Genomic DNA, 17797 nt, shown 5'->3' on the forward strand with positions numbered 1-17797 from the left:
GCGGCAGGGTGTCGGCCAGCGTTGCAGCAGGTCCGGGGCCGGTGAGAGAGGCCGGCAACAGCAGAGGGGGCGGACATGGACCCCGCCCGGCAGTCCGCTGGGCAGGTGGTGGCAACGTTGTCATGGTTTGCCCCTCCGTTCCGTGCGCCAGCGCAAGGTTCAGGACGCGGCCGGTCTGCGCCGGGGCGGGAGCGGGGGGCGCCGGGCCGACCACCGGCGGGCACGTATCGGTACAATAGTGGGCCCCGTCTCCAACCACGGTTCCCCGGACATGATGGTCCTCGAGGGCGCATCCGCCCTTTCGCCGTTCCGCCGCGAACGTCTTGAATCCCGCCTGCAGTCCCTCGCCGCCGATCTGCGCATTACCGGTGCCTGGCACGTCTACTTCATCCAGACCGAAGGCGATGCCGCCCCGGACCCGGTGATCCTGAGCCGGATCCTGGAGGCGCAGCCGGCGCTGGCCGCGCAGGCGGAGGGCGCTCTTTCGCGCTTCGTGGTGCCGCGCCTGGGCACGCTGTCGCCGTGGTCGAGCAAGGCCACCGAGCTGGTCCGTGGTGCCGGGCAGCCGATCCGCCGCGTGGAGCGCGGGCTGCGCATCGACCTGGCCGGCTCGCCGGCCGATGCCGCCCAGCGTGAGGCGGTGATCCGCGCGCTGCACGATCCGATGACCCAGTCCGTGCTGGACGATGTCGCCCAGGCGCAGGCGCTGTTCACCGCGCCGGCCCGTGGCGAGCTGGAGCGGGTGGCGCTGGATGACCTGGAAGCGGCCAACCGCCGCCTCGGCCTGGCCATGGCCCAGGACGAGATCGACTACCTGCGCCAGCGCTTCGGCGAACTGGGCCGCAAGCCGTCGGACGTGGAACTGATGATGTTCGCCCAGGCGAACTCCGAACACTGCCGGCACAAGATCTTCAATGCCAGCTGGACCATCGACGGCGCCGACCAGGCCAACTCGCTGTTCCGCATGATCAAGAACACCCACCAGCACACCCCGCAGCACACGTTGAGCGCGTACAGCGACAACGCTGCGGTGGTGGCCGGTTTCCCGGCCGCGCGCTACCGGCCGGACCCGGCCACGGGCGAATACCGCAGCGAAGCGGTGGTGGACTCGGCCTTCTGCATCAAGGTGGAAACCCACAACCACCCGACCGCGATCGCGCCGTTCCCGGGCGCCTCGACCGGTGCCGGCGGCGAGATCCGGGACGAAGGTGCCACCGGCCGCGGCGGCAAGCCCAAGGCCGGCCTGACCGGATTCTCGGTCTCGCACCTGCGCATCCCGACCCTGCCGCAGCCGTGGGAGGCGCCGCGTGCGCTGAACCCGCGCATGGCGCCTGCGCTGGACATCATGCTGGAGGGCCCGCTCGGCGGCGCCGCATTCAACAACGAGTTCGGCCGGCCCAACCTGCTGGGCTACTTCCGCAGCTTCGAACTGCCGGAAGGCGAGGGTCTGACCCGCGCCTACGACAAGCCGATCATGCTGGCCGGTGGCCTGGGCGCCATCGACCAGGTCCAGGTCGAGAAGCTGCGCCTGCAGCCGGGCGATGCGGTCATCGTGCTCGGTGGTCCGGCCATGCTGATCGGGCTGGGCGGCGGTGCCGCCAGTTCGGTGGCATCGGGCGAAAGCGCCGAAGACCTCGATTTTGCCAGCGTGCAGCGCGACAACCCGGAAATGGAGCGTCGCTGCCAGGAAGTGATCGACCGCTGCGTCGCGCTGGGCCTGGACAACCCGATCCGCTGGTTCCATGACGTCGGCGCCGGTGGCCTGTCCAACGCCATTCCGGAACTGCTGCACGACTCCGGCGTGGGCGGTGTGATCGACCTGGGCAAGGTGCCCACCGACGATCCGTCGCTGTCGCCGATGCAGTTGTGGTGCAACGAATCGCAGGAGCGCTACGTGCTCGGCGTGCCGCAGGCACGCCTGGCCGAGTTCGCCGCGCTGTGCGCCCGCGAGCGCTGCCCGTTCGCCGCCGTCGGCGTGGCCACGGCCGAGGAACGCCTGGTGGTGGCCTACGGTGCAACGGTGGGCAACATCCCCGCCGATGCGCCGATCGACCTGCCCATGGACGTGCTGTTCGGCAAGGCGCCGAAGATGCACCGCGATACCGCGCACCCGCCGGCGCCGCGCTGGCCGGCGTTGAGGACGAGCGGGCTGGACCTGCATGAGGCCGGCCTGCGCGTGCTCGCGCACCCGTCCGTGGCCGCCAAGAACTTCCTGGTCACCATCGGCGACCGCAGCGTGGGCGGCCTGACCGCACGCGAACAGATGATCGGGCCGTGGCAGCTGCCGCTGGCCGACGTGGCCATCACCCTGGCCGGTTTCGATACCGTCGCCGGTGAAGCGATGGCGATCGGCGAGCGCACCCCGCTGGCCCTGCTGGATGCGGCCGCCTCGGCGCGCATGGCGGTGGGCGAAGCGATCACCAACCTGTGCGCCGCCCCGGTGGACGCGCTGGAGACGGTGAAGCTCTCGGCCAACTGGATGGCGGCGGCCGGCCACAACGGTGAAGACGCGCTGCTGTATGACGCGGTGCGTGCGGTGGGCATGGAACTCTGCCCGCAGCTGGACCTGAGCATTCCGGTCGGCAAGGATTCGCTGTCGATGCAGGCGCAATGGCATGACAACGGCCAGGCGCACAAGTCGGTGTCGCCGGTGTCGCTGGTGATCTCGGCGTTCGCACCGGTGGCCGATGCCAGCGGCCAGCTGACCCCGTTGCTCGACCGCGAGACCGACAGCGAGCTGTGGCTCATCGGCCTCGGTGCCGGCAAGCAGCGGCTGGGCGGTTCGATCCTGGCCCAGGTGCACGCCGACCACAGTGCACTGCCGGCCTTCGCCGGCCCGGTGCCGGACCTGGACGATGCGCAGCGCCTGCGTGCCTTCTTTGAACTGATCCGCGATGCGCGCCAGTCCGGCCTGCTGCTGGCGTACCACGACCGCAGCGATGGCGGTGCGTTTGCCGCGCTGTGCGAAATGGCGTTTGCCTCGCGTCTGGGCCTGGACATTACTCTGGATGCCTGGGGCGACGATCCGTTCCGCAGCCTGTTCAACGAAGAACTGGGTGCGGTGGTGCAGATCGCCAAGGAAGACCGTGCCGCGTTCGCCGACCTGGTCGAACGCCATGCACTCACCGAGTGCGCCCAGCGCATTGCCCGCCCGACCACCGCACCGGTGGTGCGGGTGTCGCTGCAGGGCGAGAGCCTGGTCGAGTGGCGCTGGGAAGCGCTGTTCGACGCATGGTGGTCGGTGACCCACGCGATGCAGAAGCTGCGCGACAACCCCGACAACGCCGACCAGGAGCGTGCGATCGCGCGCAACTTCAACGCGCCGGGCCTGAAGCCGAAGCTGACCTTCGACATCAACGAAGATGTCGCAGGCCCCTACATCAACACCGGCGCGCGCCCGCGCGTGGCGGTGCTGCGCGAGCAGGGCGTCAACGGCCAGATCGAGATGGCCAACATCTTCGAACGCGCGGGGTTCAGTGCCCATGACGTGCACATGAGCGACCTGATCGAGGGCCGCGTGGCACTGTCCGATTTCACCGGCCTGGCCGCCTGTGGTGGTTTCAGCTACGGCGACGTGCTGGGTGCAGGGCGTGGCTGGGCCACCTCGGTGCTGGAACGCAACGCACTGCGCGATGCCTTCGCCGCGTTCTTCGCGCGGCAGGACAGCTTCGCGCTGGGGGTGTGCAACGGCTGCCAGATGATGAGCCAGCTCAAGGACATCATCCCGGGTGCCGAGCACTGGCCACAGTTCCGCCGCAACCGCAGCGAACAGTTCGAGGCGCGGACCGCGTTGCTGGAAGTGGTGGAGTCACCGTCGATCCTGCTGCGCGGCATGGCCGGCTCGCGCCTGCCGGTGGCCGTGGCGCATGGTGAAGGCCAGGCGGTGTTCGCCACCGCCGTCGACCAGGCCGCTGCCCGCGTCTCGCTGCGCTACGTGGACGGCGATGGCAACGTCGCCAGCCAGTACCCGCTCAACCCGAACGGTTCACCGGACGGCATCACCGGCCTGACCAGCACCGATGGCCGCGTCACCATCATGATGCCGCACCCGGAGCGCACGCCGCGCGCGATCAACCTGAGCTGGCGTCCGGCGGAGTGGCAGGGCGACTCGCCGTGGCTGCGCATGTTCCGCAACGCACGCGTATGGTGCGATTGAGCAGACATACAGATCGCGTGAAAGCGCGGTGAAAGCTGAGTGAAAAAACCGCCGACCCGTTCGGCGGTTTTTTTTCGTCTTCGATCCAAGTCGAGTGGAAGCAACACGTTACAGCGCGTTACATGCGTCAATTCGTGTGATGAAGATTACTCACATCGATCTAACAAAACGCGTTGATGAATAGTCAAATATGTGACGTCTCTCGCGTTCGAGCAATTTCTGCAGTCAAAGTCTTGACGCCATCGGAACCGTGCGTTAACACTGATTGCTCATTTTGACAGCGTTCAGTTCTGCAGTAACCCCAAGGATGGCGAGTTCTCTGTACGTCGCACACGCCGTTCGGCACACAACGCAGTAATCCAAAGCATTCAAGCGGAAACGCCCCCAGGGGACGTTGGACCACGTTGTCCGGCGTTGGCGTCGCTTTGCCCGAAACCAGTCCAACCAGGAGTCGCATCGATGAATCGGATTTATCGCAAGGTCTGGAACAAAGCACTGGGGCAGATGGTCGTTGCCTCCGAACTCGCCAGCAGCCAGACCCCGGGCGTGGTGGTGGACCAGCGACGAGCCGCTGGCGCGCGCGGCACATCGGTGCTGTCCGCTGCCATTGCGTTGACGCTTGGATTGGGCATGGCCGGGGTGACCGCGGATGCGCGTGCGCAATCGGTGGAAGTGGGCGGCAACGCCAACTGCGTGGTGCTCAACAGCGGCGTGGTCGACAGCTGCGTGGTTGACGGCAACGCAACCGCCTCGGGCGCGAATGCCGTGGCGATCGGCAGCAACAGCACGGCCTCGGCAGCCAACAGCGTGGCGCTGGGCGCCGGCTCGCGCGCTGCACGGGCCAACACCGTTTCGGTCGGCGACGTCGGCAAGGAACGCCAGGTCACCAACGTTGCGGCCGGCACCGCCGCCACGGACGCGGTGAACAAGGCACAGCTCGATACGGTGGCCGCGACCGCCGCCGGCGCAACGCGCTACTTCAAGGCCGATGGCGAAGGCAACGACAGCGACGCGGCCCGTATCGATGGCGAAGGTGCACTCGCTGCCGGTGCCAATGCCACGGCCGAAGGTGACGGCGCCACGGCGCTGGGCCACAACAGCCAGGCGCTGGCCAACGCCACCACGGCGGTGGGCAGCGATGCCATCGCCGCGGGCCTGGGCGGCAGCGCCTTCGGCCAGAACAGCCTGGCCATCGGCGACGCCACCGTTGCGGTGGGCCAGAGCGCCATGGCGTTCGGGCTCGGCGATGTAGCGCTGGGCGCGTCGGCCTTCGCGGCAAGCGAAAACGGCGCCGCCACCGCGATCGGCGGCCTGGCCGAAGCCAGTGCGGATGGCGCCACTGCCATCGGTGGCGGCGCCCTGGCCATTGGCGCGGGCAGCACCTCGCTCGGCCGTGGTGCCGGCAGCGGCGGCGAAGCCTCGATTGCGGTGGGCGCGTTCAGCACTGCGGTGGCTGACTTCAGCGCCGCACTGGGCTCCAACTCAGCCGCGGTGGCGGTGGGCAGCGTGGCGCTCGGCGCTGGCTCCTACGCCGATCGCGTCGACACGGTCTCGGTGGGCAACAACAACGGCCTGCAGCGCCAGATCACCAACGTGGCTGCCGGCACCGAAGACAACGACGCGGTGAACAAGGCCCAGCTCGATGAAGTGGGTGACGTCGCGCAGACCACGAGCACCTACTTCCAGGCCAGCGGCAGCGCCGACAGCGATGCCGGTGCGCTCGTCGATGGCGACAACGCCACTGCGATCGGCGAGGCCAGCAACGCGCTCGGCAACGGCGCCACCGCGCTGGGCAGCGGTGCGACCGCCGTGGCGCAGAATGCCACTGCGGTGGGTTACAACGCACTGGCCAGCGGCCAGAACAGCGCCGCCTTCGGCACCAATGCGCAGGCCAACGGTCCGGGCAGCGTGGCCGTGGGCGGTACCGCCGTCGATGAAGACGGCAATCCGTTGATCACCAATGGCGGCGTACCGGTCGACACCGGCGCCACCAGTGCCGGCGTGGGCGGCACGGCCGTCGGCGCCAGCGCCGAGGCTTCCGGCTTCGCCGCATCCTCGTACGGCGTCGGTGCATACGCGGGCGGCGCGCAGTCGTCGGCCTTCGGTGCCGTCTCCAATGCGACGGGCGATTACGCCACCGCCGTGGGCACGCAGAGCGTGGCCGCCGGCACCAGCAGCACCGCCATTGGCGGCCCGGCCGACCTCATTCCGGGCCTGGGCTTCTTCGTGCAGACCCAGGCCAGCGGCGAAGCCGCCACCGCCGTCGGTGCCGGCGCGATCGCCAGCGGCGATTACGCGGTGGCCAACGGCACGCTGAGCGAAGCATCGGGCACCGAAGCCACCGCCGTGGGCTATTTCGCCTACGCACCCGGCGAGGGCGCGGCTGCGCTCGGCGCCGAAAGCTGGGCCAGTGGTGACCTGAGCACGGCGGTCGGGTTCTACAGCACCGCACGCGGCGCCAACAGCGTGGCCCTCGGCGCCAACTCCACGGCCGTGCGCGACAACACCGTGTCGGTCGGCGATGTCGGCAACGAACGCCAGATCACCCACGTCGCCGCCGGCAGCGAAGCCACCGACGCGGTCAACAAGGCGCAGCTGGATGCCGTCGCGGAAACGGCCGATCGCACGGCCTACCGCTTCAAGGCCAACGCTTCGCAGGACAGCGATGTGGGCGCCTTCGCCGACGGCGACGGTGCGCTGGCCGCGGGTGAAGCCAGCAATGCCTTCGGTGCCGGCGCCACTGCGGTGGGTAACGGTGCGTCTGCGATTGGCGACGATACCGTCGCGGTCGGCCGCAACGTAGCCGCCAACGGCACCGGCAGCGTCGCCATTGGCGGTGTGGGGCAGGCCTACGACCAGTACAACGCGCCGATCGTGGATGCCGACGGCAACGCGGTGACGGTGGGCACCACCGCCGCGCAGGATGCCGTCGCCGTCGGTGCGGGCGCCCAGGCCACCGGTGCGCTCAGCAATGCTTACGGCAGCGGCGCGCAGGCCACCGGCGACAACAGCCTGGCGCAGGGCTACAAGTCGCGCGCCACCGGCGAGTACAGCGTCGCGCAGGGCGACAACGCCTTCGCCAGCGGCAGCGAAAGCACCGCCACCGGTGCATACGCATGGGCAACCAACGACGGCGCCACCGCGTTCGGCTCCAGCGCGTGGGCCACCGAAACCAACGCCACGGCCGTGGGCTATGCGGCCTGGGCCGACGGCAGCGGTTCCACCTCGGTCGGCTACAACAGCTGGGCGCGCGGCAGCAGTGCCACCGCGCTCGGCCGCGGTGCGTTCGGCTACGGCGACAACAGCGTGGCCGTGGGCTACCAGGCACTCGGCAACAGCATCAACACCATCGCCATCGGTACCAATGTGGTGGCCGGCGGTGAAAGCGCGATCGGCATCGGTGCGGGCAGCACCGCCAGTGCATCCAACGCGGTCGCGCTGGGGGCCGGTGCACGCGCCGACCGCGCCTACACGGTCTCGGTCGGCAATGACGACCAGCAGCGCCAGATCACCCAGGTGGCCGCCGGTACCGAAGGCACCGATGCGGTCAACGTGGACCAGCTGACCGCCGCCACCGAACAGTTCCAGGCGAGCGGCGACGGCGTGGCCGTAGCCGGTGGCGAGGACAGCGTGGCCGCCGGTTCGAATGCCGCCACCGATGGCGATTACGCCACCGCCGTGGGCTCCAGCAGCTTCGCCAGTGGCACCGGCGCATCGGCCGTGGGCAGCGGCGCGTTCGCGTTGGCAGACGGCGCAACGGCCGTCGGCCTGAATGCATTGGCCAGTGCGGCCAACGCCACGGCATCCGGCGCGGATGCACAGGCCACTGCCGAATATGCCACCGCCAACGGTGCGGAAAGCCTGGCCTCGGGTGAGCAGAGCACCGCCAACGGTGCGGCCAGCATCGCGTCCGGTGCGGGCAGCCTGGCCAGCGGCGCGTTGTCCGAAGCGGCCGGCGAAGAATCGGTGGCGCTGGGCTACTACAGCACCGCCAGCGGCTCGGGGTCCACGGCGGTCGGTGCGGAAAGCGTGGTCAGCGGGACCCTTTCCGCTGGCTACGGTTTCGCGTCCGAAGCCACTGCGGGCTACACCACGGCGATCGGTGGCTATGCCGCCGCAACCGCCTTCAACGCCACCGCACTGGGCAGCTTCGCGCAGGCCACCGGCTCCAACAGTGTCGCGCTCGGCGGTGACGCCGAAGCCAGCGGCGCCTACAGCACCGCCACCGGCCAGGGCAGCCTGGCCAGCGGCACCAACAGTGTTGCGATCGGTGGCGCGCTGTTCGGCCTGCTGCCCACCGAAGCATCCGGCAACTATTCCACCGCCGTCGGCGGTGGTGCCTGGTCGCCGGGCCTGAACAGCACCGCGCTGGGCAATGCCGCCACCTCCGAAGGCGAAAACAGCGTAGCGCTGGGTGCGGATTCCATCGCTGACCGCGACGACAGCGTGTCGGTCGGCAGTGCCGGCAGCGAGCGCCAGATCACCAACGTGGCCGCCGGTACCGAAGGCACCGACGCGGTGAATGTGGATCAGCTCAACGCGGTGGCCGATACGGCCGCCACCACCAGCAAGTACTTCCAGGCCAGCGGCAGCGACGCCAGCGATGCCGGTGCCTACGTGGAAGGCGATGACGCATTGGCGGCCGGTGAGGCAGCCAACGCCATCGGTGACGGTGCCAGCGCGCTGGGCAGCGGTGCCACTGCGCTGGCCAACAACGCCACGGCAGTGGGTTTCAACGCGTTGGCGACGGGCGAAGGTGCCGCGGCATTGGGCAGCGAAGCCCAGGCCACCGGCGAAGACAGCGTGGCCATCGGCAACGGTGCGGCGGCCAGCGAGATCGGTGCCAGCGCCATTGGCGCCGGCGCGCAGGCGTCCGGCGCGTACAGCACGGCCAGCGGCAGCGAAGCCATCGCATCGGGCCAGCAGGCCACTGCCAACGGCTTCCGTTCCAGTGCATCGGAGGCGGGTGCGTCGTCGTTCGGCAGCTACAGCGAAGCGACCGGCGAATTGTCCTCCGCGCTGGGCTACGGCGCGGTGGCCTCCAACGCCTACGCCACTGCCGTGGGTGCAGCGGCGACCGCATCGGGGGCAAGTTCGGTCGCGGTCGGCGAGTTCAGCGAAGCCACCGGCGATGAAAGCGTGGCCATCGGCGGCAGCACGTTCTTCGGCTTCATCCCGGCGCGCGCGTCCGGTACCGGCGCCTCCGCGTTCGGTGCAGGTGCCTGGGCCACCGACGACTACGCCACCGCGATCGGCTGGAATTCGTGGGCCGATGCCGCCAGTGCTACCGCACTGGGCGAAAGCGCCACTGCCACCGGCGTGAACAGCGTGGCCCTGGGTGCCGGTTCCAGCGCGGATCGCGACAACAGCGTGTCCGTCGGCACCGCCACCGCGCAGCGGCAGATCACCAACGTTGCGGCCGGCACCGAAGGCACCGATGCGGTGAACGTCGACCAGCTCAACGCCGTGGCCGATACCGCCGAGGAAACCAACCGCTACTTCAAGGCCTCCGGCAGCGGCAATGGCGACGACGTGGGCAGCTACGTCGACGGTACCTACGCCACGGCGGCGGGCGAAGCGTCCAATGCGTACGGCACCGGCGCGTCGGCCTACGGCAGCGGTTCGCTGGCGTCGGGTCGTTACGCCTCGGCGTCGGGCTACAACGCCTCGGCCACGGCCGATTCAGCCACCGCCATCGGTGGTGCGCTGTACTACGAAGATGCCAACGGCAACGTGCTGCTGGACAAGGCCACCAGTGCCAGCGGCACCGGTGCGACCGCGCTGGGTGCCGGTGCACAGGCCACCGGTGTGTTCAGCACCGCCAGCGGTGCCGGCGCCACCTCGGCCGGCCTGCAGTCGTCTGCATTCGGCTACAGCGCCGAAGCCGGCAGCGACTACAGCACCGCCGTGGGAGCGTTCAGCGCCGCGACCGGGCTGCGTACCACCGCGCTCGGCTACGGCGCGGAAGCCAGCGGCGACTATGCCTCGGCGTTCGGCTGGGGCAGCACGGCATCGGGTGCCTACGGCATCGCCATCGGCAACAGCGCGCAGGCCAGCGGAGCCAACAGCTTCGCCGGTGGCGCCAGCGCCTGGGCGACGGCCGCGCAGACCACGGCGGTGGGCCAGCTGGCGTGGGCGACCTCGGCCGGTTCCACCGCGATCGGCCAGGACAGCTACGCCTACAGCGGCCTCAATGCCACCGCACTCGGCAAGAGCGCCTGGGCCAGCGGCACCGGCAGCGTGGCACTGGGCGCAGGCGCACGCGCCACCGAAGCCAACGTGGTGTCGGTCGGTGGCGGCAACGGCACCACCGGTCCGGCCACGCGCCGCATCACCAATGTCGGTGCGGCGGTGAATGCCAACGACGCGGTCAACAAGACCCAGCTGGACAGCGTGGCGGCGACAGCCGATGCGGTCGGCCAGCGCTTCAAGGCCAGCGGCACCGGCGTGGCCACGGCCAGCGGCACCGATGCACTGGCGGCCGGCGCTGGCGCCACCGCCAGCGGCACGCGCAGCAGCGCATTGGGGACCGCGGCCACCGCCTCGGCCACCGGTGCGACTGCCGTGGGTGCAGATGCCTCGGCACGCGGCGACAACAGCACCGTGGTCGGCCGCCTGGCCTCGACCAACGCCACCAACGCGGTGGCCGTCGGCAACGGCGCCTTCGTCAGCAACGGCGCCAACGGCATCGCCATCGGTTCCAGCGCGGGTGCGTCCGGGGCCAACTCGGTGGCGCTGGGCGCGGGTTCGCGTGCGGTGGAAGCCAACGTGGTCTCGGTCGGTGGCGGCAATGGCACCGATTCGCCGGCCACCCGCCGCATCGTCAACGTCGCGGCCGGTCGCGTCGCCGCAGGCAGCACGGATGCGGTCACCGGTGGCCAGCTCAACACCACCAACCAGCGCGTGGGTGCAGTGGAAACCCGCGTCGGCGACATCGACGACCGCATCGGCTCGGTGGAAAACGTCACCGCCAATGCGCTGACCTACGACGACAGCAGTCGTGACACGCTCACGCTGTCCGGTGTGGAAGGCACCACGCTGGACAACGTCGCCACCGGTTCGATCGCCAGCGGCAGCCGCCAGGCCATCAACGGCGGGCAGCTGTTCCAGGCCCTGAGCGACACCGCCAGCTTCCTCGGTGGTGGTGCCAGCGTGGGCATGCAGGGCGTGTTCGTCGCGCCGAACTACGTGATCCAGGGTTCGACCTACACCAACGTGGGCGATGCGCTCGGCGCGCTGGATGCCAAGGTGAGCGATCTTGACCAGCGTGTGGCAGGGGGCAGCAGCAACGCGGCGCGTGCGCGCACCGCGGCGGTATCCACCGCCAGCAGTGCGGCAACGCCGGAGGCGGCCGATACCGCCGCCACCCCGGCGGCCAGCGCGGCCAGCGTGGCCAGTGCGGATGTTGCCGCACCCGTCGTGCAGGGCACCCCGACCGCCGCCAGCGTCGGCGCCCCGCAGCCGGTTGCCGCAGTGGTGCCGGTCACCTCGGTAGCCATGGGCGACGGTGCCGTGGCCAGCGGGGCCTCGGCCACGGCGATCGGGCAGGGGGCCAGCGCCACGGCTGCCAACTCGGTGGCATTGGGCCAGGGCTCGGTTGCCGACCGCGCCGATACCGTCTCGGTGGGTGCCGTCGGTTCCGAACGGCAGGTGACCAACGTCGCCGCCGGCAGCGCGGCCACCGATGCGGTCAACAAGGGGCAGCTGGACGGCGGCATCGCCACCGCCAACAGCTACACCGACCAGCGTTACAGCGCGATGGCCGACACCTTCGACGTCTACAAGGGCGAGATCGACGAGCGCCTGCGTCACCAGGACCGTCGCATCGACCGCCAGGGTGCTATGAACGCGGCCATGCTCAACATGGCCACCAGTGCCGCCGGTATCCGCACGCAGAACCGCGTCGGTGTCGGCGTCGGCTTCCAGAGCGGCGAGTCGGCGTTGTCGCTGGGCTACCAGCGCGCCCTCAGTGAACGCGCCACCGTCACCGTCGGCGGCGCCTTCAGCAGTGATGACAGCTCGGTGGGCGTGGGTGCCGGCTTCGGCTGGTAACGCGCCCTATGCAATGCAGGGCCTGAGGGGGCGGGTCACGGAGACCCTGGCCAGGGCCGGCCGGGGTTTCCGCATGGAGTGTTGGCCTGAACAGTCGTTTGATCCATGACCTTGAAGAGGATTACACCGTGACCAGAAAGCAGAACCTTCGCATCAACGTGCTGGCAGCCGCCGTGTTGTCGCTGTCCGTGGGCGCCAGCGCCTATGCCGCCGGTTTGCCGGTCAAGGAACCCGCACGCCAGGCCACCACCGCCCAACAGGGTTCCGAACGCATCATCGTCAAATACCGCACCGGCACCGCCGCTGCCACCGACCGCTCGGCCAAGCTGGCCGCCGTGACCTCGGCGGTATCGCGCGCCAGCCTGGGCACGACCGCCGCGCGCGCCGCGGCGGCCAGTCCGCAGCACCTGCGCCGCCTCGGCACCGGGGCCGACGTGATCCGCCTGCAGGGCAATCTCAGCCAGGCCGAACTGCAGAAGGTGCTCAAGGAGATCCAGGCCGATCCGTCGGTCCAGTACGCCGAAGCCGACGTCAAGCTGCAGCGCGCCGACGTTCGTCCGAAGGAAACCGCGCAGCTGGTGCCGAACGACCCGTATTACGCGCAGTACCAGTGGCACCTCAGCAGCGCCACCGGTGGCGTCAACGCGCCGGCCGCGTGGGACGTGGCCCAGGGCGAAGGCGTGGTGGTGGCGGTGCTCGACACCGGCATCCTGCCCGGACACCCGGACTTCGCCGCCGGCACCCTGCTGGAAGGCTACGACTTCATCAGTGATGCCGAGACCTCGCGTCGTGCCACCGACGCGCGCGTACCGGGCGCGCTGGATTACGGCGACTGGGTAGAGAACGACAACGAGTGCTACGCCGGCTCGCTGGCCGAAGACAGCTCCTGGCACGGCACCCATGTCTCGGGCACCATCGCCGAAGCGACCAACAACGGCGTCGGCATGGCCGGCGTCGCCTACAAGGCGAAGGTGCTGCCGGTACGCGTGCTCGGCAAGTGCGGCGGCTACCTGTCCGACATCGCCGATGCGATCACCTGGGCCTCGGGCGGTACCGTCGCCGGTGTTCCGGCCAACGCGAATCCGGCCGAAGTGATCAACATGAGCCTCGGCGGCGGTGGCGTGTGCGATGCGGTCTACCAGGATGCGATCAACGGCGCGGTGTCGCGCGGCACCACCGTGGTGGTGGCGGCCGGCAACTCGGCCGGCAACGCGGCCAACTTCCGTCCGGCCAGCTGCGCCAACGTGGTGGCGGTGGGTGCCACCCGCATCACCGGTGGGATCGCCTCCTACTCCAACTTCGGCCCGGCCGTGGACCTGTCCGGCCCGGGCGGCGGTGGCGGCGTTGACGGCAATCCGGGCGGTTACGTCTGGCAGGCCGGCTACAACGGCCTGACCACCCCGACCTCCGGCGCCTACAGCTACATGGGCATGGGCGGTACCTCGATGGCGTCGCCGCACGTGGCCGGCGTCGCCGCACTGGTGCAGGGCGCGCTGGCCTCGGCCGGCAAGGACCCGCTGACCCCGGCGCAGCTGGAAACCCTGCTCAAGCAGACCGCACGCACCTTCCCGGTGACCATCCCGGCGGCCACGCCGATCGGCAGTGGCATCGTCGACGCCAAGGCCGCGCTGGACAAGGCCCTGGAAGAGCCGTGCACCGTGGATTGCGCGCCGGAAGCGACCGCGCTCACCAACCGCGTGGCGGTGGCCGGCCTGAGCGGCGCCGGTGGCAGCGAAGCGCTGTACAGCTTCGAGGCGAGTGCCGGCAAGGTGCTGAGCTTCCTCACCTACGGTGGCAGCGGCAACGTGTCGGTGTACGTCAGTGCCGGCGCCGAGCCGTCTGCGACGGACTTCGATGCCAAGTCCGCGCGTCCGGGCAACAGCGAAACCGTGCGCTTCACAGCGCCGGCCGCGGGGACCTACTACATCAAGCTGGTGGGTGAATCCGCGTACAGCGGCGTGAGCCTCCAGGCCGTCCAGTAACGGTCAGGGCGTACCTGCGGGAGCCCGTCATGTGACGGGCTCCCGTTTTCAGTCTGCGGCGACCGCATGTAGCACCACGGCGAACTGCTAAAGTCTCCGGGTCGCCAGGAGAGCTTTCGTGAATGCGGTAGCCCACCATCTTGCTGAAGAAGCTTCAATGGATGCGGAGTCCCGCATCATCGCGCTGTTGCTGCGCAATGGCCGGCTGAAAGACGCCGACCTGGCCCGCGCACGCCCACTGCATCGCGAAGCCGGTGGCAGCCTGCTGCCATTGCTGGTCCGGCTGGGCCTGGTGTCCGAACGCGACCATGCGCTGGCCTGTGCCGAGGTACTGGCGCTGCCGCTGCTGGAAGGCAAGGCCGTGGCCGAGTCGCCGCCCGAATCCCTGATGGATGCGCTGCCGCTGTCGCTGCGCTTCCTCAAACAATTCCATGCCTGTCCGCTGGCGCTGCACGACGGCGTGCTCGACCTGTGGCTGAGCGATCCGCAGGAACCCTATGCCGCCGATGCGGTACGGCTGGCCATGGCGGTGCCGCTGCGCCTGCACGTGGGCCTGCGTTCGGAGATCGACGACGTCATCGAACGCTGGTTCGGCCAGGGCCGCAGCGCGATGGGTGCCATCATCGAGACCGCCGATGGCGAAGGCAGTGTGGTCGACGACATCGAACACCTGCGTGACCTGGCCTCCGAAGCGCCGGTGATCCGCCTGGTCAACCTGGTCATCCAGCGTGCGGTCGAACTGCGCGCCTCGGACATCCACATCGAGCCGTTCGAAAACCGGCTCAAGGTGCGCTACCGCGTCGATGGCGTGCTGATCGAAGGCGAAAGCCCGCCGGTCAACCTCACGGCGGCGGTGATCAGCCGCATCAAGATCATGGCGCGGCTCAACATCGCCGAGCGCCGGCTGCCGCAGGACGGCCGCATCATGCTGCGGGTACAGGGAAAGGAACTGGACCTGCGCGTGAGCACCGTGCCGACCGCACACGGCGAAAGCGTGGTCATGCGCCTGCTCGATCGCGACACCGTGGTGTTCGATTTCCACCGCCTGGGCTTCACCGATGCCTTCCTGCCACAGTTCCGCAAGGTACTGGAGCAGCCACACGGCATCCTGCTGGTCACCGGCCCCACCGGTTCGGGCAAGACCACCACGCTCTACACCGCGTTGAGCCAGCTCAACACCGCCGACGTCAAGATCATCACCGTCGAGGATCCGGTCGAGTACCAGATCGAAGGCATCAACCAGATCCAGGCCAAGCCGCAGATCGGGCTGGATTTCGCCAATGCGCTGCGCAGCATCGTGCGCCAGGATCCGGACATCATCATGATCGGCGAAATGCGCGACCTGGAGACCGCACGCATCGCGATCCAGTCGGCATTGACCGGCCACCTGGTGCTGTCCACCCTGCACACCAACAACGCCGCCGGTGGCATCACCCGCCTGCTCGACATGGGCGTGGAGGACTACCTGCTGACCTCCACCATCAACGGCATCCTGGCCCAGCGCCTGGTACGCCGGCTGGAGCCGCAGCATGCGCTGCGCTATCCGGCCTCGCCGGAGGAGATCGAGAAGTTCGGGCTGCGTCGCCTGCAGCCGCAGGGCGATATTTTCCTGTATCGCGCGCAGCCGTCCGCGCTGGCCCCGACCGGCTACCTGGGGCGCACCACCATCATGGAATTCCTGGTGATGAACGACGAACTGCGGCGTGCGGTGATGCGTCGCGCCGGCATGGGTGAAGTGGAGCAGATCGCACGCGCCGCCGGCATGCGCACCATGTACGAAGACGGCCTGAGCAAGGCGCTGCAGGGCCACACCACCATCGAAGAAGTGCTGCGCGTGACGGAGGACAGCTGATGCCTGCCACCCCGGCACCCGTCAAGGCAGGCCCCTGAGCATGCCGCTGTATCGCTACAAGGCGCTCAACACGCACGGCGAACTGTTCGACGGCCAGATGGAGGCCGCCAGCGAAGCCGACGTTGCCGCGCGCCTGCAGGACCAGGGCCACATGCCGATGGAGGCGCGGCTGGCCAGCGACGGCAGCGGCGGCGGCACCTCCTGGGCCGCACTGCTGCGGCGCAAGCCGTTCGATGGTGGCGCGCTGGTGCAGTTCACCCAGCAGCTGGCGACCCTGCTGGGCGCCGGGCAGCCGCTGGACCGCGCGCTGACCATTCTGCTGGAACTGCCCGAGGACGAACGCAGCCGCCGGGTGATCACCGACATCCGCGACGTGGTGCGGGGCGGCGCCGCGCTGTCCACCGCACTCGAGCGCCAGCACGGGCTGTTCTCGCGCCTGTACATCAACATGGTGCGCGCCGGCGAGGCCGGTGGCAGCCTGCATGACACCCTGCAGCGGCTGGCCGATTACCTGGAGCGCAGCCGCGAGCTGAAGGGCCGGGTCATCAACGCGTTGATCTATCCGGCCATCCTGCTGGCGGTGGTGGGCGGTGCGCTGATGTTCCTGCTTGGCTACGTGGTGCCGCAGTTCGCGCTGATGTATGAAAGCCTGGATGTGGCGCTGCCGTGGTTCACCCAGTGGGTGCTCAGTGCCGGCCTGATCGTGCGCGAGGGCTGGCTGGCGATGATCGTGGTGCCGGCCGTGGCCGTGCTGGTGATCGAGCGCAAGCTGCGCCAGCCCGCGTTCCGCCTGGCGGTGGACGGCTGGCTGCTGCAGCGCAAGGGCATCGGCGGGCTGGTGGCCAAGCTTGAAACCGCGCGGCTGGCCCGCACGCTGGGCACCCTGCTGCGCAACGGCGTGCCGCTGCTGGCCGGGCTGGGCATCGCCCGCAACGTGCTCGGAAACCGCGCGCTGGCCGCCGATGTTGATGCGGCCAGCGACGAGGTCAAGAACGGCAACGGCCTGTCCGCGTCGCTCGCACGCGGCAAGCGCTTCCCGCGGCTGGCGCTGCAGATGATCCAGGTCGGCGAGGAGTCGGGCGCGCTCGATACCATGCTGCTCAAGACGGCCGATACCTTCGAACAGGAAACCGCGCGCGCGATCGATCGCCTGCTGTCCGCGCTGGTACCGGTGATCACCCTGGTGCTGGCCTCGGTGGTCGGCCTGGTGATCGTTGCGGTGCTGGTCCCGCTGTATGACCTGACCAATGCCATCGGCTGACCGCCGTGGCGCACGTAGTCCCGACATGTTGCAAGGAGCTTCCATGATCCACCGTCGCAAAATGGTCCGCCTGTCCTCGCGCCGCCACCAGGCCGGCATGAGCCTGCTGGAAATCATCATCGTCATCGTGCTGATCGGCGCGGTGCTCACCCTGGTCGGCAGCCGCGTGCTCGGCGGTGCCGACCGCGGCAAGGCCAACATCGCCAAGGCCCAGGTCCAGACCATGGCGGGCAAGATCGAGAACTACCAGCTCGACACCGGCAAGCTGCCCGCCAAGCTCGACGACCTGGTGACCCAGCCCGGCGGCGCCAGCGGCTGGCTCGGCCCGTATGCCAAGGCGCCCGACCTGAATGATCCTTGGGGCCACGCGCTGGAGTACCGTGCGCCGGGCGAAGGCCAGCCATTCGACCTGATCAGCCTGGGCAAGGACGGCAAGGTCGGGGGCAGCAGCTACGACGCGGACATCAAGTACGAGTAACCGCGCGTGAGTCCGT

Annotated in this window: 6 protein-coding genes; all 6 read left to right on the forward strand. The window is 69.4% G+C overall.

Translation table 11 applies throughout. The features are described from left to right. The first annotated feature begins 271 nt into the window (after positions 1-271). The 6 genes from purL to gspG all read left to right on the forward strand — a co-directional run bounded on the left by purL (position 272) and on the right by gspG (position 17781). Positions 272-4156: a phosphoribosylformylglycinamidine synthase gene (purL, locus tag AC3ITN_RS03255; RefSeq protein ID WP_489392066.1), complete on the forward strand. Its 3885-nt coding sequence runs from the start codon at positions 272-274 to the stop codon at positions 4154-4156. Between the two features lie 459 nt (positions 4157-4615). Then, positions 4616-12208 carry an ESPR-type extended signal peptide-containing protein gene (locus AC3ITN_RS03260; RefSeq protein WP_489392067.1) on the forward strand — a complete coding sequence of 2531 codons (7593 nt, stop codon included), beginning with the start codon at positions 4616-4618 and terminating at the stop codon, positions 12206-12208. A 128-nt stretch (positions 12209-12336) separates the two neighbouring features. Next, positions 12337-14190: a S8 family peptidase gene (locus AC3ITN_RS03265; protein WP_489392068.1), complete on the forward strand. Its 1854-nt coding sequence runs from the start codon at positions 12337-12339 to the stop codon at positions 14188-14190. A 118-nt stretch (positions 14191-14308) separates the two neighbouring features. Continuing rightward, a complete protein-coding gene (gene gspE, locus AC3ITN_RS03270; protein ID WP_489392069.1) occupies positions 14309-16042 on the forward strand; it encodes a type II secretion system ATPase GspE in 1734 nt (577 codons plus the stop codon). Positions 16043-16082: 40 nt separating this feature from the next. Further along, a complete protein-coding gene (gene xpsF, locus AC3ITN_RS03275; protein WP_489392070.1) occupies positions 16083-17303 on the forward strand; it encodes a type II secretion system protein XpsF in 1221 nt (406 codons plus the stop codon). Between the two features lie 43 nt (positions 17304-17346). Continuing rightward, the gene (gene gspG / locus AC3ITN_RS03280; RefSeq protein WP_313347801.1) at positions 17347-17781 is read left to right on the forward strand and encodes a type II secretion system major pseudopilin GspG; all 435 of its coding nucleotides are present in this window, start codon (positions 17347-17349) and stop codon (positions 17779-17781) included. Positions 17782-17797: the final 16 nt, after the last annotated feature.

The sequence above is a fragment of the Stenotrophomonas sp. KH_036_B genome (genome assembly GCF_057839485.1).

Excerpts from the sequence above, each read along its gene's own strand:
- gspG (WP_313347801.1), top strand. The coding sequence starts at position 17,347 with ATGATCCACCGTCGCAAAATGGTCCGCCTGTCCTCGCGCCGCCACCAG.
- AC3ITN_RS03260 (WP_489392067.1), top strand. The coding sequence starts at position 4,616 with ATGAATCGGATTTATCGCAAGGTCTGGAACAAAGCACTGGGGCAGATG.
- purL (WP_489392066.1), top strand. The coding sequence starts at position 272 with ATGATGGTCCTCGAGGGCGCATCCGCCCTTTCGCCGTTCCGCCGCGAA.
- xpsF (WP_489392070.1), top strand. The coding sequence starts at position 16,083 with ATGCCGCTGTATCGCTACAAGGCGCTCAACACGCACGGCGAACTGTTC.